At 50.6% G+C, this 23,353-nt stretch carries 23 protein-coding genes and 1 tRNA gene; 12 read left to right on the forward strand and 12 right to left on the reverse strand.

Features of this window, described 5'->3' with window-relative positions:
- The first annotated feature begins 50 nt into the window (after positions 1-50).
- Positions 51-533 (forward strand): hypothetical protein, encoded by a 483-nt coding sequence (locus L336_RS02870; RefSeq protein ID WP_015641713.1) that lies wholly within the window; start codon positions 51-53, stop codon positions 531-533.
- A 60-nt stretch (positions 534-593) separates the two neighbouring features.
- Here the strand turns inward: L336_RS02870 and L336_RS05650 are convergent, their stop codons facing one another.
- Positions 594-1,064 carry a hypothetical protein gene (locus L336_RS05650; protein ID WP_015641714.1) on the reverse strand — a complete coding sequence of 157 codons (471 nt, stop codon included), beginning with the start codon at positions 1,062-1,064 and terminating at the stop codon, positions 594-596.
- A gap of 91 nt (positions 1,065-1,155) precedes the next feature.
- On the opposite strand from L336_RS05650, the gene L336_RS02885 reads away from it, so the two are divergent.
- Positions 1,156-2,205: an SIS domain-containing protein gene (locus L336_RS02885; protein WP_015641716.1), complete on the forward strand. Its 1,050-nt coding sequence runs from the start codon at positions 1,156-1,158 to the stop codon at positions 2,203-2,205.
- Here the strand turns inward: L336_RS02885 and L336_RS02890 are convergent.
- Entirely contained in the window at positions 2,202-3,428 is a 1,227-nt protein-coding gene (locus tag L336_RS02890; protein WP_015641717.1) for an ABC transporter permease, read from the reverse strand. The two genes, L336_RS02885 and L336_RS02890, sit on opposite strands and share 4 nt — an antisense overlap.
- On the reverse strand, positions 3,425-4,288 hold the full coding sequence (locus L336_RS02895; protein WP_015641718.1) for an ABC transporter ATP-binding protein: 864 nt from the start codon (positions 4,286-4,288) through the stop codon (positions 3,425-3,427). The genes L336_RS02890 and L336_RS02895 overlap by 4 nt, the downstream gene beginning before the upstream one ends.
- Positions 4,289-4,543: 255 nt before the next feature.
- Between L336_RS02895 and L336_RS02900 the strand changes: the two genes are divergently transcribed.
- Positions 4,544-4,635, forward strand: a tRNA-Ser gene (locus L336_RS02900).
- A gap of 120 nt (positions 4,636-4,755) precedes the next feature.
- Here the strand turns inward: L336_RS02900 and L336_RS05655 are convergent.
- The 4 genes from L336_RS05655 to L336_RS02920 all read right to left on the reverse strand — a co-directional run bounded on the left by L336_RS05655 (position 4,756) and on the right by L336_RS02920 (position 8,215).
- A complete protein-coding gene (locus L336_RS05655) occupies positions 4,756-5,406 on the reverse strand; it encodes a L,D-transpeptidase (RefSeq protein ID WP_128817294.1) in 651 nt (216 codons plus the stop codon).
- Between the two features lie 144 nt (positions 5,407-5,550).
- Positions 5,551-6,150, reverse strand: a complete 600-nt coding sequence (locus tag L336_RS02910; protein WP_015641721.1) for a hypothetical protein — start codon at positions 6,148-6,150, stop codon at positions 5,551-5,553.
- Positions 6,151-6,267: 117 nt separating this feature from the next.
- Positions 6,268-7,476, reverse strand: coding sequence for an ABC transporter permease (locus L336_RS02915; protein WP_015641722.1), 1,209 nt, complete (start codon positions 7,474-7,476; stop codon positions 6,268-6,270).
- On the reverse strand, positions 7,469-8,215 hold the full coding sequence (locus tag L336_RS02920; RefSeq protein ID WP_015641723.1) for an ABC transporter ATP-binding protein: 747 nt from the start codon (positions 8,213-8,215) through the stop codon (positions 7,469-7,471). Before L336_RS02920 ends, L336_RS02915 begins: the two co-directional genes overlap by 8 nt.
- 330 nt (positions 8,216-8,545) lie before the next feature.
- Here L336_RS02920 and L336_RS02925 point away from each other — a divergent pair, with 330 nt between their 5' ends.
- The 4 genes from L336_RS02925 (at position 8,546) to L336_RS02935 (ending at position 13,665) form a co-directional block, all read left to right on the forward strand.
- On the forward strand, positions 8,546-10,957 hold the full coding sequence (locus L336_RS02925; protein WP_015641724.1) for a ribonucleoside-diphosphate reductase subunit alpha: 2,412 nt from the start codon (positions 8,546-8,548) through the stop codon (positions 10,955-10,957).
- Positions 10,958-11,022: 65 nt separating this feature from the next.
- A complete protein-coding gene (locus tag L336_RS05920; protein ID WP_015641725.1) occupies positions 11,023-11,196 on the forward strand; it encodes a hypothetical protein in 174 nt (57 codons plus the stop codon).
- Positions 11,197-11,303: 107 nt separating this feature from the next.
- Positions 11,304-12,350 (forward strand): ribonucleotide-diphosphate reductase subunit beta, encoded by a 1,047-nt coding sequence (locus tag L336_RS02930; RefSeq protein ID WP_015641726.1) that lies wholly within the window; start codon positions 11,304-11,306, stop codon positions 12,348-12,350.
- Positions 12,351-12,444: 94 nt separating this feature from the next.
- A complete protein-coding gene (locus tag L336_RS02935) occupies positions 12,445-13,665 on the forward strand; it encodes an Nramp family divalent metal transporter (RefSeq protein WP_015641727.1) in 1,221 nt (406 codons plus the stop codon).
- Here L336_RS02935 and L336_RS02940 read toward each other — a convergent pair whose 3' ends face one another.
- Entirely contained in the window at positions 13,666-14,382 is a 717-nt protein-coding gene (locus L336_RS02940) for a cytochrome c biogenesis CcdA family protein (protein ID WP_015641728.1), read from the reverse strand.
- Complete coding sequence (locus L336_RS05660) at positions 14,383-14,850, reverse strand: thioredoxin family protein (RefSeq protein WP_015641729.1); 468 nt, start codon at positions 14,848-14,850, stop codon at positions 14,383-14,385.
- Positions 14,851-15,024: 174 nt separating this feature from the next.
- Here L336_RS05660 and L336_RS02950 point away from each other — a divergent pair, with 174 nt between their 5' ends.
- The 3 genes from L336_RS02950 (at position 15,025) to argS (ending at position 18,642) form a co-directional block, all read left to right on the forward strand.
- Positions 15,025-16,662 carry a CTP synthase gene (locus L336_RS02950; RefSeq protein ID WP_015641730.1) on the forward strand — a complete coding sequence of 546 codons (1,638 nt, stop codon included), beginning with the start codon at positions 15,025-15,027 and terminating at the stop codon, positions 16,660-16,662.
- A 115-nt stretch (positions 16,663-16,777) separates the two neighbouring features.
- Positions 16,778-16,936: a hypothetical protein gene (locus tag L336_RS05925; protein WP_015641731.1), complete on the forward strand. Its 159-nt coding sequence runs from the start codon at positions 16,778-16,780 to the stop codon at positions 16,934-16,936.
- A gap of 26 nt (positions 16,937-16,962) precedes the next feature.
- Complete coding sequence (argS, locus tag L336_RS02955; protein WP_041191271.1) at positions 16,963-18,642, forward strand: arginine--tRNA ligase; 1,680 nt, start codon at positions 16,963-16,965, stop codon at positions 18,640-18,642.
- Positions 18,643-18,648: 6 nt separating this feature from the next.
- On the opposite strand, the gene L336_RS02960 is transcribed toward argS, so the two are convergent.
- The 3 genes from L336_RS02960 to L336_RS02970 are packed head-to-tail and all read right to left on the reverse strand — an operon-like array spanning position 18,649 to position 21,428.
- The gene (locus L336_RS02960; RefSeq protein ID WP_015641733.1) at positions 18,649-18,930 is read right to left on the reverse strand and encodes a hypothetical protein; all 282 of its coding nucleotides are present in this window, start codon (positions 18,928-18,930) and stop codon (positions 18,649-18,651) included.
- A gap of 55 nt (positions 18,931-18,985) precedes the next feature.
- Positions 18,986-20,176, reverse strand: a complete 1,191-nt coding sequence (argH, locus tag L336_RS02965) for an argininosuccinate lyase (RefSeq protein WP_015641734.1) — start codon at positions 20,174-20,176, stop codon at positions 18,986-18,988.
- A complete protein-coding gene (locus tag L336_RS02970) occupies positions 20,163-21,428 on the reverse strand; it encodes an argininosuccinate synthase (RefSeq protein ID WP_041191273.1) in 1,266 nt (421 codons plus the stop codon). Before L336_RS02970 ends, argH begins: the two co-directional genes overlap by 14 nt.
- A 255-nt stretch (positions 21,429-21,683) precedes the next feature.
- Between L336_RS02970 and L336_RS02975 the strand changes: the two genes are divergently transcribed.
- On the forward strand, positions 21,684-22,250 hold the full coding sequence (locus tag L336_RS02975) for a GNAT family N-acetyltransferase (protein WP_015641737.1): 567 nt from the start codon (positions 21,684-21,686) through the stop codon (positions 22,248-22,250).
- On the forward strand, positions 22,240-23,349 hold the full coding sequence (locus L336_RS02980) for a M20 family metallopeptidase (protein ID WP_015641738.1): 1,110 nt from the start codon (positions 22,240-22,242) through the stop codon (positions 23,347-23,349). The genes L336_RS02975 and L336_RS02980 overlap by 11 nt, the downstream gene beginning before the upstream one ends.
- Positions 23,350-23,353 lie beyond the last annotated feature (4 nt).

Raw genomic sequence — 23,353 nt, forward strand, 5'->3', positions numbered from 1 at the left:
GCATACCTATATCAGATATCACTAACACAAACAAAAAAGGAATTACGATAATGAACGAATATAACAAACCAGATCAGGGCGCGCTGCCGCGAGGCGGTACGATGCTGCTCGAGAAAGCGGATCCAGTACCTGAGACGGAAACAAAAGGTGAAGGCGTCCCACCGGTGCCACCACGTGAAACGATGGTGGACGGAGCAGATGACAATGATGCTGCATTTGAGCGTGTGCTTGGTGAGACCGGTATGACACCAGAGGAAAAAGCAGGGTTTGGAAGTGGCGTCTTAGACGCATTTGCCGCCGAGGAGGCAGCTAAAGATTTAGGTGATACTGGGGATGCGGTGCCTGAAGGCGAGCTGTCTGGAAAAGAAGGTCATCCGGGAGCTGATATCGTTGACCTCGCTGAGTACCGACAACGACGAGCAGCGGAAACAGCACCTGTTCTTGGTAGTGATGCAAGTGTAACGGATATAGCGGATGCACCAAGCATGCGTGGTGACGCTCCAGAGGATCATGAACCAACACCAGCAGCCTAGAAGGGCGCGTGACAAACAAAAACGGGGATAGTCCCCGTTTTTTGGTGAGGTGCTTATTTACTACTGTGGATGCGAGAGAAAATCGATTTCTTTGATGATATCGAGTAACGCTTGAGCACGACGTGCCTCATCGACAATCGCTTTGGCTGCTTCGTGCGCTGGGGCGATAAGCGTTTTGTCGTCGGTTGAACGGATAAGTAAGAGGTAGGTATCGAACTTCTCCTCTGGGGCCAGGGTGAGTTTGTCGACAAGTGGCCGTAGCTCGGTGATTGCCTCTTGCTTGACGCTATCGAGGTTATCAGATGAAGTGGGCATGGTGAGCGGCGTAGTAGGATCGGTGGCTGGCGGGACGGGTGGTTCCACTGACGCAGTCGGATCATCGGCAGCAGGAGCAGCTGGCATTGGAGGTAGCGGTGGGATCACTGTTTGTTGTGCGGCGGCCTCGTCGGCCTCGCCGCTCACACCTGCTAACACTTTAGCAAGTTCCTGGTCGTCACTAATTGATTGCTGCAGTTGCGGTTTAATATCCATACCCACCTCTGATAGTTAGATTATTCTTATGCTTACTTACTACATACTGTATCATAGAAGGAGAATAACTCGCAAGACGAATGGTGGGAAAATGCTTGACGACGTAAATGTTTTGAAACAACGCGATGCGAAAGGGCTGCTTGAGGATGCGGCTGCACTGTGTCAACAGGTCTCGTACCAAGCTGTTATTGAAGATAGTGAGCACGATGGCCGACATATCACACATGTCGTGGTGGCAGGTATCGATGTACCTGCGCTGGCGGGTGATTTGGTAAAGACGATGTTGGGGGATCAGCTCACTGTTCCGTATGAGGTAGTGAGAGAGCATACGTTGCCAGCATCGGTGAGTTCAACGACGCTTGTTGTTGTTTGTAGCTATAAAAACGACAGCGACCAGGCGCGTGCGTGTTTGGAACAAGCGTTGGCGCATCATCAGCGTCCGCAAGTGGCCTTGATTGCAGCAGAAAAAGAGCTTCTAGAGAGGGCGGCGACTCACCACGTTGCGCGCGTCGCACTATCACCTGAAGGAAGGGCGCAACTGAATGTGATTGTCATCGCTCGGTCGCTCCTGCGCATCTTGGTTCAGTTTGGTGTTGTGCCCGTTAGTACCTATGATGCACTTGAGCGAACAAAAGCGTTTTTGGCGCACGAAAGTGAACAGTGGAGCAAGGAGACAGTGATTCAACATAATTACGCTAAACAACTTGCCCTACTGGCTGTCGGTAAAACACTGGTATTCTACGCTCCCGAGACGTTTGGTTTTGTGGCGCACGCCTGGAAGAATGCTTGGAACAAAACTGCCAAAAATATCGCATTTTGGAACACGTTTCCGGAAGCGGCCTATGGTGAGCTACTGGGATGGACATCTCACCCCATTGAGAAACCATTTGCCATTTTTGATCTGAGAAGTTCACTCGAGAGCACTCGGGCGACAAGAGGATTTGATGCGACCGACAAACTATTGAGCGGTCGCCGTCCCAAATCGACATCAGTCTACTTGCCAGGGGAGACACTTATGGAGCAAGTGGTGGCGGGCTATGTACTCGCTCAGTTTGTGAGCATATACGTTGCTATCCTCAACAATGCTAACCCATCGGACGATACGCTGATCGAGCGCTACCAAAAAGAGACTCAGGTTTAGTGATATTGACGGAGTGACTCAATGGTGTCTTTTCGGGCAGCTCGTAGGGCAGGGTAGAGGCCAAATATAATGCCTACCCCCGTCGACATCGTGAATGCCGCCAGAGCAGTTGACCAGGTGATAGCGGGAGCAAAAAATAGAAAATTACAAATAATGAACGCTGCGACGTAGCCGAGCAGATAGCCAAAGAACCCGCCAAGCAGACTGATCATGAGCGATTCGATCAAGAACTGAGTGATAATCGTGTGATTGCTGGCGCCAACTGCCTTACGGATACCGATTTCACGAGTTCGTTCGGCGACCCCCACAAGCATAATATTCATAATCCCAATGCCGCCAACGAGAAGTGAGATGGCGGCGATAGCGGTCATTACCTGTATGAGGGCGCGGAATAATTGGCTCGTTGGCGTGCCAATGTCTTTGCCTGATATAAGCGTGAAATCTTCCTCGCCCTGATGATTGTTGCGCAGCGTTTCACGAATAGCCGCGCTGAGAGCTGTAAGGTTCTGCGGTGAGTCGGCCTGGACGTTTATCTGTTGAATTTGTGGTCTGCCCTGGTGAAGTTGTTTACCGCTCGTCAGACTAATGAGGGCGGCATGATTGAAGTCGACGTTGTTGTAATTGATCGGATTTGGAATTGTATTGAGAACGCCGCTGACCATGAAACGCTGCCCCCGCAAGGTAAATGTCTGGCCGATGGGGCGTTCGGTGCCAAATAGGTCGATAGCGAGTTGGTGTCCCAGGACAGCGGTCGGAATAGCCGTGTCGGAGTCGATAAACTGTCCTTCCCGCACCGATAGTTTGCTCACCGTAGTAAAGTTAGTTGTTGTGGCAACAACAACAGTATTGCTTACCGACGTTTTTCCCGCCGTGAGTGTTCCTTCAATTGTCATAAGAGGGACAACGGCAGCAGCGTGAGGAAGCTGTGAAAGTGTTGCTACATCCTCCTCAGTGAGGGTGCTTGTACCAAAGGCAGTTTGCGCGACAGGGTTGGCATAGGAGTTGATACCTCTGAGTGTTGGTGCGCCAGGACGGATAAGGGTGAGGTTACCACCGAGTGCCTCTACTTGCCGATCAATGACGCGACTGGCGCCGCCGCCGAGTGCCAAAATAGTAACGACGCTGGCGACACCGATGGCAATACCAAGGGTAGTGAGGATGCTACGACCCCTGTTTCGTCTGAGTGAACGATAGGCGTTTTCGATATGATCAGTGAGCATCATGATGCTTTTACCTTCTTTTTTGTCGCTGACTTGCGTGGCTTTCTTTTGCGTGTAGCCTTTTTGGGTGGGTCATCTTGCGTCGGTTCTGCTGGGACTATCTGCTCTTCACGAGCTTTGCGGTTTAGGGGAATAGAGACCGATTCCTCATCGGCGAGTTGTACTTTGATCTTGATATCACTGGCAATTTTGCCATCCAACATCTTGATTACTCGGCTTGCATAGCTTGTGAGCGAGGGGTTGTGGGTCACCATGATAATTGTGTTTCCGCGCTTATGAAGGTCAGAGAGTTCTTCCATGATGACATGACTACTGCGGCTATCGAGATTGCCTGTTGGCTCGTCCGCCAAGATAATCGAAGGCTGGTTGACCAATGCCCGTGCAATAGCAACGCGCTGCATTTGGCCACCAGAGAGTTGCCAGGGCATGTAGTATTCGCGTTCACCAAGGTGAAAAGTTTTTAAGATTGCACTAGCAGCTTCGAGACGTTTTGTCCGTCCGATACCTTTATAAGTGAGGGGTAAGGCAACGTTTTCGAGTACCGAGAGGCGGTTGATGAGATTGAAGCTTTGAAAGACAATTCCTATCTGCTGAGAACGGATGCGGGCGTGTTGTTTGCTCGAGAGGCTATCGACTGGCTTGCCGTCGAGCAGATAGTCACCCGCATCGGCACGGTCGAGCAGTCCGATAACGTTGAGAAGTGTTGTTTTACCACATCCGCTGGGTCCCATAATGGCGATAAACTCACCTCTGTCGATTCGCAGATTGACGGTATCGAGTGCATTATGCTCAGCGTCGCCAATCCCATAACGCTTTGTTAGCGCCCTGAGTTCTATGACCGGCGTGGTGGAATTTTTTGGCATCTGGAGCTTAGTATACGGGCGGGCAAAAAGAGAATGCAAGCGGAATGGCGAGGTTAAAAATACAACTGCTATACTGGGATGGTATGGAGAGGTGACCGAGTGGTTGAAGGTGAGAGCTGCCAGTCGGCAGCTCGCAAGATGATGTCACAGATGGGCTATGCACATCTGCCTGACTCATGGGGTCGCGGAACGTGACCACGCCTGGAGGACGTGCCCTGATGGCGTGCGGACTCAGATGGTACAATCGATATATACGGAGAGGTGACCGAGTGGTTGAAGGTGCACGCCTGGAAAGTGTGTGTGCGGGGCAACCCGCACCGTGAGTTCGAATCTCATCCTCTCCGCCAAGACTATAGCGATGGACTAAGCAGCAGTCGTTATAAAATAAATGATCTTAAGATATGACAGTGCCCCGTTCCCTCTCGCGAGGAAACGGGGCTACCATCATCAGCGTGTTGCGCCGGTCGTCAGTAGACGACGACGCGCGTACCGATCGGCGACGAGTCGAACACCCGCTTGGCGCCTGTCATGTCGCGCAGGTTCACGCAGCCGTGGCTGCCTCCAGACGGACTGCTCCAACCCCACTCGGCGAACTCGTCGCTGAAGTGGATGGCGTAGCCGCCGATGAAGAACAATGAGAAGGGCATGCGCGCGCCATATTTGTAACTGTAAGCCGCGGGGTTTCGGTAGTAGACCCGGAAGACACCCCGCGGGGTGTTCATGCCGGGGCGACCGAAGCGCGCGTCGAGCGTGCCGGTGACTTGACCGTTCACGACGACGAACAGCTTGTTGGCACCGGTGCTCGCGCAGAGCGCGATGCCCTTGATCTGGCAACGCGGGTCGATGCCGCTGATCGCGGGGTAGGCCGGCGCGGCCGGCTTGACGACCTTCTTCTTCGTCTTCTTCTTGGCTTTCTTTTTCGCCTTCTTGACCTTCTTCTTGGCGGTCGTCTTGGTCGCCACCACGCTGTGGTAGGCGGTGGTGACACCGGACGAGACCGGCGCGGCTGTGGCCGAGCTGGCGCCGACGAAGCCACCGAGCAAGCTGACGACGAGCGAGAGGATGGCGATGAAGGCGAGACGGATACCGAACTTGTTTTTGCTGATGATGGGGTGCATCCCCACCACCTCCTTTTCTTTGGAGTCGGGGACTGACTGTGCTACTTTAACATGTTATAGATAGTTTGTCTATATAAGAAGCCGAACTCTATAAAAAGCGAATGGCCCACCCCGTGAGGGATGGGCCATTGCCTGGATGGGGTACTAGCGGCGCGTGAGGGTTGCGCCCTCGGGCAGTGCTTCGAACTGGGCGTATTCGGGTCGCGGCGTGTTGTCGCCACCAGCCCAGTACTGCCCCTCGCCACGCTTGGCGATCTGGGCCGAGCAGTGACGTGCAATGCCGTCCGTGAGCTTGTCGAGGAATTCGACCATGACCTTGCGGTCGTTGGCCTGACTCAGCCCGCTGCCGGCACCGGGGAAGCCGCGGTGAACCACGGCGTGCCCGAAGCGGAACTGCCCGCTGCCGAGTCGCCAGGGCTCCTCGGCGAAGACGGTCTCCATGGACACGCCGGGGTTCAACTGCATCCAGTCCAGTTTGGCCGCGGCGTTGACCAGGCGACGACGCGGTCCATCACCGAGGTGGAACTCCAGTAACACGTCGTCGAGGTAGGGCCGGCCGTGCTCGCGTACGGGGCTACAGACCAGGCCGCTGTAGGTGGCGCCAGGTTGTTCCTCGCCCTGCTCGATGAGCCAGGCGAGGTACCAGTGCACGTTGAACATGGCTCGCCTGACGGCCTGATCAAACACGTCGATGTCGCAATCGAAGGGAAGGGCGTCGACGTGCAGACGGAAGCTGTCGGTCATGATTTCCTCACAGGATCGAGCTCTGAACCCCCATGGTTCCAAGCAATATGCTAATTATAGCATAAAAACTATAAAACAACAATACCCTAAGGAGTACAAAGCAAAACAGCCCGCTCGTTATTGACGGGCAAAAATCTCTTTGAGGCTGAGTTTGCGGCTGTATTCGAGTGCGCCAAAGCGGAAAATACGAACGGCAATGCTCATTACAATAAAGGTGGTGATGCTCAGAATGACGATAGACAGCCCAATTTCCCATCCCTGGAGATTGCCCAGAGCATTTCGGAGGAGGAGGGGAATAGGAGCGGTGAAAGGAAATAGTGTGAGAAATACAACGAACGAGCTGGTAGGAGCGGATACAAACAACGAAGCGGCGTAGAGGGGCCCAAAGATGAGCATCATGACAATGCCAAAGAACCCGCCTGCTTCTTTGGCTGTTGGCACAGCGGCGCCAATGGCGACAAGGAGTCCAGTAAACAGCAAGAAGCTAAGGATGAAGAACAGCGCTCCGAGCAAGATGCGGGTTGGGTCAACTGGCAGGGCAGTGAGGTCGATTGAAGGGAGTGAGAGTTTTTCGCGGAAGCCAAAATAGCCGATGAGCGCGGGGACGACAATAACGACCGCCTGGATTACTGCCAGTATGACAAGCGAAATGATCTTTCCAATGATGAGCGTGCGAGCCTCAATGGTGGTGAGAATCATCTCGATAACGCGATTTTCTTTTTCTTCGGTGGTGCTTGTCAGCATTTGGTTGCCAAAGAATGCGATAAGGAGATAAAACAGCACAAGAAAGACTCCTGGCAAGATCATCTGCTTCACTGCATCGTAGGGGGCACCATTACGGTAGATAATAGTGTTGTATGTCGTTGTATCTTGCACAACGGATTTGACTTCTGGTGAGACAGTGGCATTTGCTGACATGCTGAGCAAGTTCTTGGCAACCCCCTCGTAGCGCCCGTTATCAAAGAGGCTGACGTCTTTTCCATAGACTTCAACGGGAGTCTTATCGATGTTCTCGGGGTAGTAGAAATAGGCATCTGTCTTGCCAGCCTTGACATCCTCGATGCCTTGGTTTTTGTCAGTTACCTGCTTGATATTGAGGCCACTCGCAATAGTAGGATTGATAAGTTTCGAACGGTCGGTCATCTCAATAGTGAAAGACTGCTTCTCGAGTTGTTTGGTGGCATCGTCCGTCGTCTTGTTTGAAAAAAAGATGATACCAAACAGTGCTACAAGCATAATGGGGAACCCAAGCGCCATAATCCAAAATGATTTTTTCTTGAGCGTGCGGAGTATTTCAAATTTGATGACAGTCGTAAGATTATGCATTGTCTTGCTCCTCTTCTTCGTTCTCATCGCCGTATACTTGGACAAAGATATCGTCGAGTGACTTGCCGCCAAACTTCTTCTTTACTTCTGCGACCGTACCGTAGGCGTGAGCCTTACCGTCTTTGAGGAGAATGATTCGGTCGCAGAGTCGCTCGACTTCCTCCATCTGGTGCGTCACCATAATGACGGTGGCCCCTTTTTGCTGGTGCTCCTCTATAATGTTCATGAGCAAACGGCGGTTGACTGGGTCGAAGCCTTTTGTCGGCTCATCGAGAATGAGCAGTTCGGGGTTGTCCATAATCGTAATGCCAAGTTGGATCTTTTGTTGCTGTCCGCCTGATAACTTATCGAGACGGGTTGCTGCTTTGTCGGAGAGCTTGACTCTCTCGAGGAATTTTAACGCTTCGTCTCGTGCCTCCTCGCGTGTCATGCCTTTGAGCTGGCCAAAATATACCATGACATCAAGGACCTTCTCCTTTTTGTAGAGCCCGCGCTCCTCTGGTAAATAGCCAAGCTTGATTCCGCCACTCACACTGTAGGGTGCGCCATCAACAAGTAATTTGCCGGATGTTGGCGGGTAGATACCGAGAAGGGCGCGGATGGTGGTTGTCTTGCCGCAGCCGTTACTGCCGAGCAACCCAAATGTTTCACCCCTCTTTACTTCAAAGGACAGGTCGTTGATGATCTTTGTTTTGCCAAATTGCATCGCAAAACCAGAGATTGAGATGATAGATTCCATACAGCAAAGTGTAACACAAGGACTCGGTGAGGTGAGATCAAATGAGCAAGCGACACTATATATAGCGTAGTAAATACTACAATGTACACTACAAGGTGTTGTGTAAGGCATTGTGAAAAAAACATAGACAAAATGCTTGAAATCGGCACATGTAGTGGGTATAGTCTTACGCAGACACTACATATGTAGTAGTTCAGCAAAATAGACACAAAGGCAAGGATATCGTAAAGCTAGCTCACCACACTAGTGGGCGGTTTTCTTGCTTGTATGCACTGGGGGGTGTTGTGTCGAGAAGAAGGTACAAACTATAACAAAAAGGAATAGAGGGTAATGAACGGAATTCATGTGGTAAAACGCGATGGCACCCGCGAACCATTTGACGCCAACAAGATCAATCTCGCGCTTGTGAAAGCAAGCGAGGGTTTGCCAGATCAGATTCAAAAAGTTGTGCAGGTAGCGACTGAACTGCAACTTACACTCTTTGATGGAATCACTAGTGAAGAGTTAGATGAAGCAGTTATTCATACGGCACTTCAGAATGTCAAAGATGATCCTGATTTTGATACTATCGCTGCACGGCTGCTGCTCAAGAATGTCTACAAGAACATCCTGGGCGACTATAAAGACGACGCCGAGCTCAAAAAATTACACGAGAAGGCTTTTCCTCAGTACTTGAAGACAGCGGTCAAGGAGGGACTTCTCGATAAGCGAATGGTTGACCCAGCTTTGTTTGATGTTAAGAAACTTGCGGCTGCACTTGACCCGCAACGTGATGCACTGAGCAAATATCTTGGGGTTATTACCAATAAGAATCGCTATGCACTTCGTAAACAAAATGGCGAGCCGGTAGAAACCCCGCAATTTACGCATATGCGAATTGCCATGGGATTAAGTTTCAACGAAAAGGACCCTACCGCTGCGGCACTTGATTTTTATAGGCATATGAGTAATCTCGATTATTTGCCTGGTGGAAGTACGCGAGTCAACGCCGGAGGTTCATTTCCGCAACTATCGAACTGCTTTGTGATTGATGTCGACGATGACATGGAGGCAATTGCTAAATCGATTCGCGACACGATGTGGATTGCCAAGGGTACTGGCGGTATTGGTATCAGCATGAACAAACTACGTGCCGCGGGCAGTCCTGTCAAAACGACAAATACGGTGAGTACGGGACCATTGCCGTTTATGAAGATGATCGATACTGCTCTGTTTGCCGTTAGTCGCAAGGGCAAGAAGGCTGGTGCAGCGGCTATTTATATGGAGAACTGGCATGTCAACTTTCCTGGATTTATGGAGCTCCGTCAAAATAGCGGTGACCCCTATTTCCGAACTCGGTTTGCCAATATCGCCGTTTACATCAGTGACGAGTTTATGCGCCGTGTGCAAAAAGAGCAGGATTGGTATATGTTTGATCCCGCCGAGACGCCTGATCTGAGCGAGCTCTACGGAGACGCATTTGCAAAGCGATACAACGAGTATGTCAAACTCGCAAAGGCTGGAAAACTGCGAGAGTTTAAGACCGTGCCTGCACGCCAACAGTGGCGACAGATTTTGACGAGTCTTCAGGCGAGCAGCCACCCCTGGATCACCTGGAAAGATACCATCAATGTGCGCGCGCTCAACAACAACCGCAGCACCATCCATAGTAGTAATCTGTGTACCGAGATTACCTTGCCAAATGACGAAAAGAATATTTCTGTCTGCAATCTCGTGAGTATAAATCTGAGCGCCTTTCTAGATGTTGATAAAAAAGTCTGGGACTGGAAGCGGCTTGAGGCGGCAACACGTAGCGCCATTCGACAGCTTGATAATTTATGTGATATTACCGACACGCCAATTCCCGAGGCGATCAACAGCATTCAGACGACGCGTGCTCTCGGGCTTGGCATCATGGGCTTCACTGATGTCATCGAAAAATTGGGTTATAGCTATGAGAGTGAAGAGGCCTATGATACGATGGATCAACTCGCCGAATATATTAGCTACTATGCGATTGATGAATCAGCTGAACTTGCCAAAACGCGAGGGAGCTATCCTGATTTTAAGGGTAGTGGATGGAGCAAGGGTCAATTGCCGATCGACACTGTCGATGCGCTGGCCAAAGACCGTAGTGTCGCCGTAGATGTCACTCGCAAAACTCGTCTCGACTGGGAAGCGCTACGCAAAAAAACGACAAAAGGCATGCGTAATGCAACACTTATGGCGATTGCTCCGACAGCAAATATCGCCCACGTGGCAGGTACAACACCCGGTATTGACCCACAGTTTGGACAAATATTTAGCCGCAGCACCCTCAATGGCAAGTTTCTCGAGGTTAATACCAATCTTGTGCGAGATCTGAAGGCACTAGGTATCTGGAATGAAGTAAAGGACCAACTTCTCATCGAGCAAGGTGATCTGACGAATATCGATACAGTGCCGCAACACCTGAAAGACGTCTACAAGACATGCTTCCAGCTCAGCCCATTCGCGTTTGTCGAAGTAGCAGCGCGAGCCCAGAAATGGGTCGACCAGGCAATCAGCCGCAATATGTATCTCGAAAGCCGCAGCATCGACGACATGGAGAAGGTCTATATGGGTGCGTGGAAGCGTGGTCTCAAAACTACCTACTATTTGCACATGAAACCGCGCCATCAGGCCGAGCTCAGTACCGTAAAGGTCAACAAAGCTGACGCAATTGTCGATAGTAGCGGCGCGCGAAAGAGCGGATTTGGATTTGCAAAGAAGCAGGCGGCATGAGATGAAGCAGCACTTGAATTAATCCACTAACACCACATCAACAGAATAATAGGAGGGGATACCAAATGAACGCATCAACTATCATCAACGACAATATGTCACTCGAGGAAAAACTTCAAGCTATCAGTGATGCTATGGAGGCTGCGCAGGCCTCGGTAAACGAGCAGGCAGCCCGCTCGGGGCAAACGGCCGCACCAATTGATCCAGCGACGTTTACGATTTGCGACGGCTGCGAATAACCAGTGACTGCCAGGTGTAGCGCGCTCAGTTGAGAGTTAGCTTGTTTCGTGTCATACTATATATAGATATATTAGTGAGCAGGATAAAAGATAAGGAGGAAACAAGGATGGGTAAAATCTTAGGCTCCGGCATCCAAGACGGACTATTACTGAAACCAATCAACTATCAATGGGCGATGGACCTCTATGATCAGGCAGTTGCGAACACGTGGTTTCCTAACGAGATTCAACTGGCGCAGGATTTAGCTGACTGGGAAAAAATGACCGATGAAGAGCGTCATGCAGTGACATTTTTGATGAGCTACTTCAACCCCAACGAGCTGTTGGTCAATAAGGCGTTGGCATTTGGTGTCTATCCCTACGTCAATGCAGCGGAGTGCCACCTCTATCTTGCCAAGCAAATGTGGGAAGAGGCGAATCACTGCATGGCGTTTGAGTACGTGCTCGACACGTTTCCGATCGATCGCGAAGCCGCCTATAGTGCCCATGTTGATGAGAAGGTCATGGCAGTCAAGGAAGAGTTTGAGACGAAGTACATCAAACGGATGACCGAAGACACGATGGATATCACGACAACTGAGGGCAAAAAAGATTTCATCCGTAACCTTATCGCCTACAATATCATTCTCGAGGGCATTTGGTTCTACTCGGGATTCATGGTGGCACTTAGTTTCCGCCAACGAAATCTGCTCCGAAACTTCGGTAGCTTGATCGACTGGATTGTCCGCGACGAAAGTTTGCACCTAAAGTTTGGCATCAACCTTATTCTAACCGTCATCGAAGAGAACGAGGATTTGCAGGACCCAGCGTTTGCCGAAGAGATCAAACAGATGATTCTCGACGGCGTGACAATGGAGGAGGAGTACAATAAAGCACTGCTGCCAAACGGTATCCTCGGCCTTAATGCCGACTATATCAACCAGTATGTTAAATACTTGACTGACCGGCGTCTCGAGGAACTTGGCTTCGAACCTCATTATAATGTCTCAAATCCTGCCAAGTGGATGGCGACCGCTAACGATACCTATGAACTGGTCAATTTCTTTGAGAGTACCAATACCAGTTATGAAGTCAATGCTGGTAATGCTGAGGCGAAACTAAAGGAATCGACTGACGGTACAGAGCAAGAGCCCGACGAAAACGACGATAAGTAGAGAGCGGGCATATCGGGTAATTTACGCTTAGGGGGAGTTCTTGTGAGCACCAGCACTGGCGCCGCTATCGCTTACGCAGTCTCGTGTAGATCGTATGATGCATAAAGAGAGTAGTAAACAGGTAGTCTTGTTATTGGGTCCGGCTTTTGTTGCTGCGGTTGCTTATGTTGACCCGGGTAATTTCGCGGCTAATTTTGGGGCGGGTGCAAAGTACGGATTTCTACTGTTGTGGGTACTGGTGTTAGCTAATAGTATGGCAGCGCTAGCACAATATACAAGCGCCAAAGTAGGACTTGTGACCGGTAAGTCTCTCCCCGAACTCGTGGCCGAGCGAATGTCACGGTGGGGCCGGCGGTTGTATTGGGCGCAGGCGGAGCTCGTAGCAGTTGCGACCGATATCGCTGAGGTTGTGGGTGGTGCGGTAGCACTGAATCTGTTGTTCGGATTACAACTACCCATAGGCGGGCTGATTATAGGCATTGTCTCGATGGCGTTGCTGGGGGTGTATAGTCATCATGGTCAGAAATATTTTGAGCGGTTGATTGTCGGGCTATTATTGATCATTCCACTTGGGTTTTTTGTCGGGTTAGTACAGCACCCACCTAATCTGTCCGGTGTGCTCAGCGGGCTGACGCCGCGCTTTGGTGGTCAGGAGACACTACTGCTCGCAACGGCGATGATAGGAGCAACGATTATGCCGCACGTCGTCTACCTGCATTCCGCCTTAGCAAGAGATCGTCACGGAAAAGTAAAGTTGTCCGAATTACAACAGTATTTAAAAGTAACAAAGATAGACGTCGGACTCGCCATGCTCATTGCGGGAACGGTGAATATTGCCATGCTATTACTCGCCGCGGCAGTACTTGGGGGCGCTACGGTAGAGGGCTTTGGTGATATCTTTGAGGGGCTGAGTAGTACGCTTGGACCGTTGGTGGCGGTGCTCTTTGCTGTCGGGCTCCTGGTATCAGGATTGGCGAGTACCGCTGTGGGGAGCCAAGCGGGCAGTGTCATCATGAAGGACCTTGTGCACGTACCAATACCCCTGTGGATACGCCGGCTTATTACGATGATTCCCGCTCTTTTTTTGCTGATACTCGGCATCGACCCATTATTGTTGCTGGTGATATCGCAAGTCGCACTTAGTTTTGGTGTGCCATTTGCACTCATTCCACTCTCGATAATATCGTCAAATCGTAACATTATGGGTGCACATACGAACTCGCGTGTCGTTTCGGTGCTCCTCTATACCATCACTGCTTCTGTGGCGATACTCAATATGGCTTTGATCTGGCTTATGCTTGTGCCAGGCTCATAATTATTGAGCGATCAGTGACTCAAGGTTAACTTGCCAGTCAAATAGTCCGCTCGACACAAGCAGCCCCTGGAGTTTTTTGTCTAAGCCTAGCACCACTGCAATACCGATGAGTAACAAAAGCGCCCCAAGGATACGGCGGAATTTGCCGTGCGTGTCGAGCGACCAACCTAGTTTGTGTACAAAGGTAGAGCCACCCACCGCGACTGCAAAGAGAGTAAGTGTGAGTCCGAGTGTGTAGACGAACAAGAGTGATAATCCCTGCAGCGGATTGGCAGGCAACAGCACTGCAACGATGAGTGCGTACGTGGGGCTACAGACATTGAATAAGGGACCGAGACTAGCACCGAGTAAGATGTCTCTAAGTGCACCCTGTTTTGTTGACGCATTGCCGACAGCTTGTTGTGCGACTAACCCGAAGCGACTTGTGAGTACAAATTTCTCCCAAAGGCTCGGCCATAACAGAGAGGCGCCAAATAGCGCAACAATCCCGCCACCCACGATTTGCCAGATTTGCTGAGGAACATCGATAAGCAAAGTGGTTGATTTGAGTAATACGCTAAACGCGATAACGGAGAGTGCCAGGCCAAGGAGTACGCGACTACTGCGTCTGTTGCCTCCTTGTGCGTGAGTACCGAGCATCATTGGGATGAGTGGAAGTACGCAGGGTGAAAGGGCCGAGAAAACGCCAGCGAGCAGTGAAGCAAGGGCGAGCAGCATTTAGGTATTACTCAGCACGGCCTGGAGCGACTTCTCTTTTCCGTAGGCAGTCCATAGACTGACTTTTTCGCCGCCGCTGGTTATTTTGACAAACGTCGTCTGAAGCGTGACACCGTAGCGTTGCTTCAGATCAGTTGCTGTATCGTAGTCAACCTTGAGTATCTGCGTACTTTCAGGAATAGTCGCCGAAGTGAGTACCGTATCAAATGCGCGACACTCAGGACACCACGGAGCGTAAAAGAACAAAATCGTCTCACTAAAAGAAGTGTCATTTGCTGCCGCAGCGCTATAGGTGGTGTAGCGTCCCTGTGTAGACGAAGCAGGAGACGACGGGGTTGTATTAACATTACTTGGTGCATTAACTGATTGTTGAGATGGAGCGGTGGAGGGACGCATAAATAGATAAAGTAAGCCGCTAGCCAAGATGACAAACGTCACCGTTGCTCCTATAACAAAAGGTTTTCTCATACCCGTAGCATATCATAGTAGTAGTTGATTTTCAGTGTCCCTGGCTTCATGCTATGAGACAAATGGGCAAAATAGCCGTATTTTTGTGAACGCCTACTACCCGCAGCGTAAAATACACAACAATCTACGCTACCTGTAGCGTAGTGACCGTATTGCATGCTATAATGAAGTCCCATGGAGGCGAAAATAGACATGGGAAAAACAAAATATATTTTTGTGACAGGCGGTGTCCTGTCGGGGGTAGGAAAAGGAATTACCGCGGCGAGCATTGGCGCAGTATTGCAAGCCAAAGGTAAGTCACTTTCAATTCAGAAATGCGACCCGTATCTTAATGTGGATGCGGGTCTTCTGAATCCAGCAGAACATGGTGAATGTTTCGTGACAAAAGATGGTGCTGAGACCGATCTCGACCTCGGACACTATGAACGATTTCTTGATATTGAAGTGACACAGCAGAGTGCGACATTGTCGGGAAGGCTCCTCAAAGAGCTGATTGATGACGAACGTGCGGGCAAGTTTGAGGGTAAAACTGTTCAGCTTGTACCACACCTGACACGAGCTATTCAGCGTAAGATTGAGTTGGCATCTGAGGGTTCTGATGTCCATATTGTTGAGTTGGGGGGAACGGTAGGTGACTACGAGGGCCTGAGTTTTGTCGAGGCGTTTCGTGAGTTTGGTCGCCGTGTTGGCCGTGAGAATGCACTTTTTGTCCACGTGGTATATGTGCCATATATTGGTACTAGCAAGGAGTTTAAGAGCAAGCCTGCTCAAAACGCCCTCAGTGATCTGAGAGGGTTTGGTATTGTTCCCGATATTATCATTGTGCGGACCGACAGTCCCGCGCCCGAGTCAATCAAGCGTAAGATTGCTATGTTTGGTGGTGTGCCGGACGATGCAGTACTGATGATGCCAAACGTCGATAGTGTTTTTAAGATTCCTGAGCGTATTGCCGAAAGTACCTTACTACCGATTCTTAATCACTTTGTTGGTGACGAAGTGGCTCCCGATATGCGGCGCTGGCAGGGGTTAGTCTCAATGCAAGAAAGTGACAAGAGTGAGGTAGTGCGAATTGGGCTTGTGGCAAAGTATCTCGACAATGAGGACACGTACTTGTCGGTACTTGAAGCGCTAAAGAGTGCAGCTTGGCATGAAGGTGTTGTGTTGGAAACAACATGGATCAATGCCGAAACGGCAACTGATGAAGATTTCGCGACTGTCGATGGGCTATTAGTGCCTGGCGGCTTTGGCGTGCGAGGGGTAGAGGGGAAGGTTGCGGCAGCGCGTTACGCCCTCGAACATGACGTTCCCTACCTTGGTATCTGCCTCGGGCTGCAGACACTTGTTATCGCAGCGGCACGACGCGGTGGCCTGGGCCACGCAAATAGCGATGAGTTCGAGAAGAGTGGCCAGAACGTTGTCTATATTATGGAAGACCAGGTAGGTAAGGAGTCAACAGGGGGAACATTACGACTTGGCGATTATCCCGCCCAGCTTGTGCCGGATAGTTTGGCAGCTCGACTCTATGATGGCACCACTATCGTTGAGCGCCATCGTCATCGCTACGAAGTCAACCAAGCGTTTCTCGAACAGATAGAAAAAGGTGGGATTGTTGTAAGTGGCACATCACCAGATGGTCGCCTGGTTGAGTTTGTGGAGGCACCCGGTAAACGATACATCATTGCTACTCAGGCTCACCCCGAATTTCGGTCTCGACCGATGCGGCCGCATCCGCTCTTTGGCGGGTTGATCCACGCGGCGCGGCCTCGATCTCCCCACCTCCCCACTCCAGACAACCGGCCCGCCGCTAACTAAATCAGCCTTCGCTCTTGGCGGGCCTTGGCCCATAAGGGCCAACTGTCTGTCGGGTGAGGTAGGGAGACTCTTTTACGTGATTGACGGCTAGCGTTGTCCATGCTTAGATAGCCATATGAACGACAAAAATGAAACACCTATGCAGCAAGAGATCGACGATACGCTTGATTTTGATGATACCGATGCGCTTCGTTATGTCCTCAAAAATACCAAGGGTATTGCGCCCGTGTCGGTCTATCGTGAGGCTGACTATCTTGCAGAAGATGACGAGTAGTCGCTACCTCTGATATAATGAGAGATATGGATACTATTCGCGAAGCGGTCAATTCAGTTATTGAATCGTTGTATAATAAACAACTTGTTGCTCATATTGAGCGACCCGACTACCACTATGGTGATTTCGCGACAAACGTGGCGCTACAGATCGCACCTGGTCTGGGTCGTCCGCCCCGCGAAGTTGCGCAGGAACTTGCGGAAGCGCTTCAGGCTCATCCTCTATTCAATGAAGTATCGATCGCTGGTCCAGGATTTATCAATATGCGACTGACGGATAAGGCATTGGCCGCTCTGGTGACGACTGTGCCCCAGGCGCAGTTGGATGGTAGACATTACGTTGTGGAATACAGCTGTCCGAATGCCTTTAAGGAGCTTCACACGGGGCATCTCTACCAAACAGTGCTCGGTGATATGTTGTGTCGACTGCTCGAAGCGAGTGGAGCACGGGTAACGCGGACGAGCTTCGGCGGCGACGTCGGATTGCATGTGGCGAGATGCCTATGGGGAATCGTCGATACCATTGGCGGTGAATATCCTGAGAAATTGGATGATGTCGACAAAACACCGTTTGGTCGAGCGCGGTGGATTAGCGACTGTTATGTCCGCGGTGCCGCCGCTTATGAAAGCTCCGAGCAAACAAAGCAAGCTATCGATACTCTCAATAAAACGATCTACGAATTTCACGCGAGCGATGATCACCAGTCTGCACTTGCGCAGATCTATTGGGAGACACGTCAGTGGAGTTTTGACTATTTCGAGGCGTTTTATAAAGAGATACAGGTGGATACGATGCGCTATTACCCAGAGAGTAGCACAGCACCAACTGGTCTCGAAGTTGTCCGTGAGCAGCTCGCGAAGGGAACGGTGGTTGAGTCAGAAGGAGCGGTCGTTTTCAGAGGAGATGAGACGCAGCATCTCCATACGCGGGTGTTTATTACCAGCAAAGGTCTGCCGACCTACGAGACAAAAGATATCGGTGTGATTTGGCTCGAGCGACAAGAATATCAGTTTGACCATCGTGTGTTGATCACCGGTAACGACCAAAAAGAATATATGCGTGTGGTATTTGCGGCGGCGGAGATATTTGATCCAAGCTTGTCGGGTACGATGACGCATATTACGAACGGCACGGTGCGATTTGGGGATGGTAAAAAAATGAGTTCGCGCCTAGGAAACGTTGCTCGGGCGATTGACGTGGTAAATATCGTACGCGATAAAGTGAAGGAGCTCGTGTCCGATCCTTCGCTGACCGACGCCGTTGCCCTTGGGGCCATCAAATATGTATTTGCCAAATACCGTGTGGGAGGCGACATTGCTTTTGATATTGACGAGACGGTGAGCTTAGCGGGTAATAGCGGGCCATATATCCAATATGCTCACGCTCGTGCGTGCAGCATTTTGCAAAAAGCGAATCAAAAAGGTGCACCAATTCACACGGGCTCTTTTGATAGTACTGAGCGGGTTCTCCTGTATAAACTTGGTGAGTATACAGCTGTAGTCGAAAAAGCAACGACAGAGTTCGCTCCTCATGGGATTTGTAGCTACCTCTATGAACTTGCTCAAGCATTCAACCGGTTTTACGAGCAATCACGCATCATCGGTGATGAGCGCGAGGCAGTACGCCTCAGTCTCGTCGAAACCTACCGGGATGTGTTGGCCTCAGGACTCGCAATTCTCGGTATCGAAGCAGTCGAAAAAATGTAAGGTAGTTTATGAGCGTGGAGAAACGGTCGCGCCACCCTGCTTATCAACGGACACGCTAATCTCAGGAGTATTCAAACATGCCAAAAGTATGGCACGCATTCCATAATGCGTTACCATCGTGCCTTCCGGAAATTCGGTTCTCTCTCTATCTTCGAAACGGAGGGTGAAGGGGCGACCTAACGGGAAAGATGAAAATGGCGTATTAAGCGACCTGCCTTCTGCCACCACAATTTCTAGCATATGAAACGAGCCTTCTTCCACCTGATGCTTGGGTAACTCGTGAGTCATCTCACCTCCTTTTTGGCTAGTGTACCGATGAGTGGGGGTCGGTGTCAAGCGTAAGCTATTGCAGGGTACGTTTGACTTCGACGTAGGCATCACGAAATGCCATGCCCTCCGCGACACGTTTGTTGATCTTTGCAACGGTATAGAGCTCATCGGTCATAGCAGCGTCGAGATGTTTTGTGTTGAGCATGAGATTGCGAACACACAGTGTGAGAACCTCAAGCGTTTGCTGGGCTGATTGGCAGGCTTCGATGGTGATGGCTTTGGTAAGCTGGAGATCACGGTGATAGCCGCTGCCAACCCCGGCAGTAATTGCGTGTAGTTTTGTGATATGACCTGAGTAGGAGTGGGCGGTTGCGCGCATAATTTCAAAGACATCGTAATTTCTTTTGTGAGGCATAATCGACGAACCAGTCGTCATACTCTTTGGGAGTGAGAAGAAATTAAACTCTTGTGATGTAAATAACAGCATGTCCTCGGCAAACTTCCCCGCAAAGACCATGAAGGGGACAAAGGCCTGTATGGTGATGAGTTCAAATACTCCGCGTGACAGACCGCAGTAGAGAGGGTTATCTTGCACTTTTGCAAAGGAAAGCTCTTTTGTTGTCATCTCACGGTCTAGAGGAAGTTCGATACCGAAGCCGGCTGCCGATCCGAGCGGGTTTTGGTCGATGAGGGCAAGCGTGTTTGTGAGATAGGGCAGGGTGTCGGCAAATGCATCACGGTACGAACCGAGCCACAATGCCACAGTCGTAGGCATGGCTTTTTGGGTGTGCGTATAGCCGGGCATCGCTTGCGATCCAGCCGCTGCGATCGCTTGATCGTAGGCATCGCATAGCGTGGTAACTTCAGCGCTGATCGCCGAGAGCTGATCCTTGAGGTACAGCCGCATCATCACGAGCGCCTGATCGTTGCGGCTGCGGCCAGTGTGAACTTTTTTGCCGATCGGGCCTAGTTTGGCGGTGAGGTATTTCTCTATAGCAGTATGACCATCTTCGTCCTCTGATGTAACTACAAAAGTACCTTTCTGCCACTTATCGTAGAGAGCGTCGAGAGTATCAGCAATTTGCTTATATTCATCCCGAGAAAGGATACTGATACTCGAGAGCATGTGGGCATGTGCTTTTGTGGCGGTGATATCGTAGCCAAGAAGTGTTTGATCGCAGCTACGGTCATTTCCCACCGTGTAGTGTTCGACAAGTGGGTGGAGCTCATCGTCATCAATTTGCCAAAGTTTAGTTGTCGTCATAGGTAAATACTCCGTATGCAGTTTTCTGGGCAAGCGTGTAAATCTCAATGAAGCCTGCTGATGCATTTTGATTGAATGCTTCGCTGGTGTCAAATGTGGCAAGACTATGGTCGAATAACGAATGAGGTGAGGTGAGACTAACAACGTTGGCATGTCCCTTGTGGAGTTCTACAGTAACCTCCCCCGTCACTTTCTTATTGTGATCGTCTATGTACGCTGAGATGTGATGAAGCGTAGGTTCGTGCCACTGAGCGGCGTACACCATGTAGGCCCATTTGGTATCCATGAGACCTTTCAATTCGTTCTCGACTCTCGTTGAGACGAGTTGCTCAAGTTTTTTGTGCGCGGTGATAAGGATGGTCGCGGCGGGATTTTCGTAGACCCCTCGGACCTTGAGTCCCACCAAACGATCTTCGATAAGGGTGACTACTCCGACACCGTGTGTCGCGCCGATCGTGTTGCAGGTTTCGATGATGCCAGTAAGAGACTGAGGTTTGCCATCAATCGAGACAGGGACGCCGTTTTTGAAGCCAATGACGATACGAGTGGCGTCTTGAGGTGTCTTGTCGAGGGGATTACACCAACTCAAAATGGCGTGAGTTTTTGGGATGAGACTAGGATGCTCGATCTCTCCTCCTTCGCTGGTGATGCCCCACATATTTTCGTCCTTCGAGTAAGGCGAATCAAGGGTTTGAACGACAGGAATATCGTGGGCGATGGCGTAGGCGATTTCAGCCTCGCGCCCCATGCTCCACTCACGAACAGGTGCAATGATTTTGAGCGAAGGATCGAGCGTAGTGATATAAGATTCAAACCGCACCTGGTCGTTACCTTTGCCAGTCGCACCGTGTGCAATAACGTGACAGTTATTTTCTTTGGCAAATTTGACCGCTAACTCAGAAATGATAATTCTCCCAAGCGGTGTACTCAGCGCATAACCTCCCTGATAGTCGGCGTTTGCCTTGATGGCGTGCGAGAGGAATTTTTCGGCGAATTCTTTTTTTGCATCGTAGGTAATGGTTTTTTTTGCGCCAAGTTTTTTTGCTTTTGCCTCGATTGCTGTGAGGTCGTCGGCCGTTTGTCCGATATCAATGGTGAGCGTAATAATCTCGCAGTGATACGTTTCTTGTATCCATTTCAGCATAACTGATGTATCGAGACCCCCCGAATAGAGCAGCAGGCAGCGTGAAAACGTGTTTGGGTGAGCTTCGTGGCTGGCAACTTTTTTGTAGTTTGTCACTTCTTTGTTCATGGTAGGTCCCTTCTTGTGATAATAAATACGCCCTCTTGGTGCGAGGGCGCGATTTTGGTTCAGATGATATATACGAAACATGCCCTCTTTAATGGCGAAGGCGACGACGGAAATCAGCAAATTGGTGATAACTCATGGGCTTAGTATACAGTGTGTCGTGAAAAAAATACAAGTACTCTTTACATAGCTGGACTGAGGCACTACAATGGATCGACAACACTGAAGCAGTCAGATAACAACCAAAGAGGTGAGTGTATGTCGGCAGGAGCGGTGATAGAGCAATACAAACGGTGGGGAAATAGCGTCGAGCTACGCGTCTTTGACCATTTGCCGTATCAACGCCGCCTTGAAATCGCGCGAGCTCTCGCAGTTGCAACGACGAGCAGCGCTGAGCAACCACTTCAAATGCTGCCGATTACACCCGAGGAGGTGTACGCGAAATACGCGGGCGTGGTCGCGCTTGTTGACGGGCAATTTGGCGGCTATGTGGGAGCCATGCAGCCGCTTAAACATGGAGTAAGGACCATGTCTGAGGTAGGCTCACTATGGGTACCGGGCGAATTTCGTCGACATGGTATCGGTACGTCGCTGACCAAATCAGTTAGTCGCCTGATACAGTTGGACGGCATTACGCCGTACGCCTTCTGTAATCCTTCGAGTAAGGGTATTTTTGATGCGAGCGGTTACCAGGAGCGTACGCTCCGTGATGTTCCCGAGGAGGCAGGATCGCTCTGTGCCCGCTGTCCAAAGCTGGGAGCGAGAGTGCTTGGTGTAGAATGTTGCGATACTGTTATGGTGTATGAGGAACAGCATGACAAATAATGTGCTCGAACACACCAAGGAACTCGTCCGTATTGCTTCCGTTTCCGGGAATGAGACAGAGATATTGGATTTTATCCATCGTTGGGCGACAGAAGCGGGGCTCTCAGATATCCATGCTACCAATAGGTTTGTGTGTGGTGTCGTACGCGCTAAAAAGCCAGCGAGGCGTGCATTGATTCTTTGCGGTCACATTGATACCGTTGCGTCGGGTGAGGTCAGCGAGTGGTCGCATATTCCTTGGGAGCCTGTCGAAGCCGATGGTCGGCTCTCTGGCCTGGGTGTCGGTGATATGAAGGCCGGTGTGGCGATTCAGATGGCCTGTATGGAATCTGCAGCCGCACATCCACACGAGTATGATCTATGGATAGCCGCAGTTGCTGCCGAGGAAGTTGATGGCGCAGGTGCGGCTGCGTTCACTGATTACTTTGAGTCAAAGACAGACTATCAAGAGGTAAATTGTATTATCGCCGAGCCGACAAACGCTAGTCGTGTCGAGGTTGGTCACCGAGGTAATCGTTTTGTAACCTTTAGTTTCTCGGGAGAGGCTGGCCATGCGTCCCAAGAGCAGCAGTATGCTATTTCGTCTCTGCCGCCGCTCGTTGCGATGCTAAACGATCTTGAAGTGATTCGTGAGCATCTGCGCCGCAAGTATCGCAGTGAAGTAATGGGTGTACCGTCATTTACCCCTACCCGCGTAGGGTCGGGCAAGAATAGCTCGCTCAATAAAACAAGCGACCTGTCGACACTTTCAGTCGATATCCGTACCACGCCCGAGATGGACGAAGATTTTGAGCGATGGATCGATAACCTAGCGGCTACCTATTCATGCACCTGGCGATATGACGCAAGCTTTGTACCTTCTGCATCTTGTTCGCGTTCGGCACCCATCCTTGCCTGCGCAAAACAGGTGACGGGTATTGCTGCGTCGAGTATTAGCAGCGGTGCAACCGACCAAGCCTATTTCCAGCAGAAAGGTATCGACACGATTATTTATGGTCCGGGAGAGTTTGAACGTGCTCACACCTGTAACGAATCAATAAGCATCCAAGCGATAAAGGAGGTGTACCGGCAGTATACAGCTATCATGCAAGCGTATTAGACCC

The sequence above is a fragment of the Candidatus Saccharimonas aalborgensis genome, assembly GCF_000392435.1.
In the GTDB taxonomy this organism is placed as follows: Bacteria; Patescibacteriota; Saccharimonadia; order Saccharimonadales; family Saccharimonadaceae; genus Saccharimonas; species Saccharimonas aalborgensis.

What these genes read in the sequence shown, in the direction of transcription:
- L336_RS02870 (WP_015641713.1), top strand. Translation starts at nt 51, where the DNA reads ATGAACGAATATAACAAACCAGATCAGGGCGCGCTGCCGCGAGGCGGT.
- L336_RS05650 (WP_015641714.1), bottom strand. Translation starts at nt 1,064, where the DNA reads ATGGATATTAAACCGCAACTGCAGCAATCAATTAGTGACGACCAGGAA.
- L336_RS02885 (WP_015641716.1), top strand. Translation starts at nt 1,156, where the DNA reads ATGCTTGACGACGTAAATGTTTTGAAACAACGCGATGCGAAAGGGCTG.
- L336_RS02890 (WP_015641717.1), bottom strand. Translation starts at nt 3,428, where the DNA reads ATGATGCTCACTGATCATATCGAAAACGCCTATCGTTCACTCAGACGA.
- L336_RS02895 (WP_015641718.1), bottom strand. Translation starts at nt 4,288, where the DNA reads ATGCCAAAAAATTCCACCACGCCGGTCATAGAACTCAGGGCGCTAACA.
- L336_RS05655 (WP_128817294.1), bottom strand. Translation starts at nt 5,406, where the DNA reads ATGCACCCCATCATCAGCAAAAACAAGTTCGGTATCCGTCTCGCCTTC.
- L336_RS02910 (WP_015641721.1), bottom strand. Translation starts at nt 6,150, where the DNA reads ATGACCGACAGCTTCCGTCTGCACGTCGACGCCCTTCCCTTCGATTGC.
- L336_RS02915 (WP_015641722.1), bottom strand. Translation starts at nt 7,476, where the DNA reads ATGCATAATCTTACGACTGTCATCAAATTTGAAATACTCCGCACGCTC.
- L336_RS02920 (WP_015641723.1), bottom strand. Translation starts at nt 8,215, where the DNA reads ATGGAATCTATCATCTCAATCTCTGGTTTTGCGATGCAATTTGGCAAA.
- L336_RS02925 (WP_015641724.1), top strand. Translation starts at nt 8,546, where the DNA reads ATGAACGGAATTCATGTGGTAAAACGCGATGGCACCCGCGAACCATTT.
- L336_RS05920 (WP_015641725.1), top strand. Translation starts at nt 11,023, where the DNA reads ATGAACGCATCAACTATCATCAACGACAATATGTCACTCGAGGAAAAA.
- L336_RS02930 (WP_015641726.1), top strand. Translation starts at nt 11,304, where the DNA reads ATGGGTAAAATCTTAGGCTCCGGCATCCAAGACGGACTATTACTGAAA.
- L336_RS02935 (WP_015641727.1), top strand. Translation starts at nt 12,445, where the DNA reads ATGATGCATAAAGAGAGTAGTAAACAGGTAGTCTTGTTATTGGGTCCG.
- L336_RS02940 (WP_015641728.1), bottom strand. Translation starts at nt 14,382, where the DNA reads ATGCTGCTCGCCCTTGCTTCACTGCTCGCTGGCGTTTTCTCGGCCCTT.
- L336_RS05660 (WP_015641729.1), bottom strand. Translation starts at nt 14,850, where the DNA reads ATGAGAAAACCTTTTGTTATAGGAGCAACGGTGACGTTTGTCATCTTG.
- L336_RS02950 (WP_015641730.1), top strand. Translation starts at nt 15,025, where the DNA reads ATGGAGGCGAAAATAGACATGGGAAAAACAAAATATATTTTTGTGACA.
- L336_RS05925 (WP_015641731.1), top strand. Translation starts at nt 16,778, where the DNA reads ATGAACGACAAAAATGAAACACCTATGCAGCAAGAGATCGACGATACG.
- argS (WP_041191271.1), top strand. Translation starts at nt 16,963, where the DNA reads ATGGATACTATTCGCGAAGCGGTCAATTCAGTTATTGAATCGTTGTAT.
- L336_RS02960 (WP_015641733.1), bottom strand. Translation starts at nt 18,930, where the DNA reads ATGACTCACGAGTTACCCAAGCATCAGGTGGAAGAAGGCTCGTTTCAT.
- argH (WP_015641734.1), bottom strand. Translation starts at nt 20,176, where the DNA reads ATGACGACAACTAAACTTTGGCAAATTGATGACGATGAGCTCCACCCA.
- L336_RS02970 (WP_041191273.1), bottom strand. Translation starts at nt 21,428, where the DNA reads ATGAACAAAGAAGTGACAAACTACAAAAAAGTTGCCAGCCACGAAGCT.
- L336_RS02975 (WP_015641737.1), top strand. Translation starts at nt 21,684, where the DNA reads ATGTCGGCAGGAGCGGTGATAGAGCAATACAAACGGTGGGGAAATAGC.
- L336_RS02980 (WP_015641738.1), top strand. Translation starts at nt 22,240, where the DNA reads ATGACAAATAATGTGCTCGAACACACCAAGGAACTCGTCCGTATTGCT.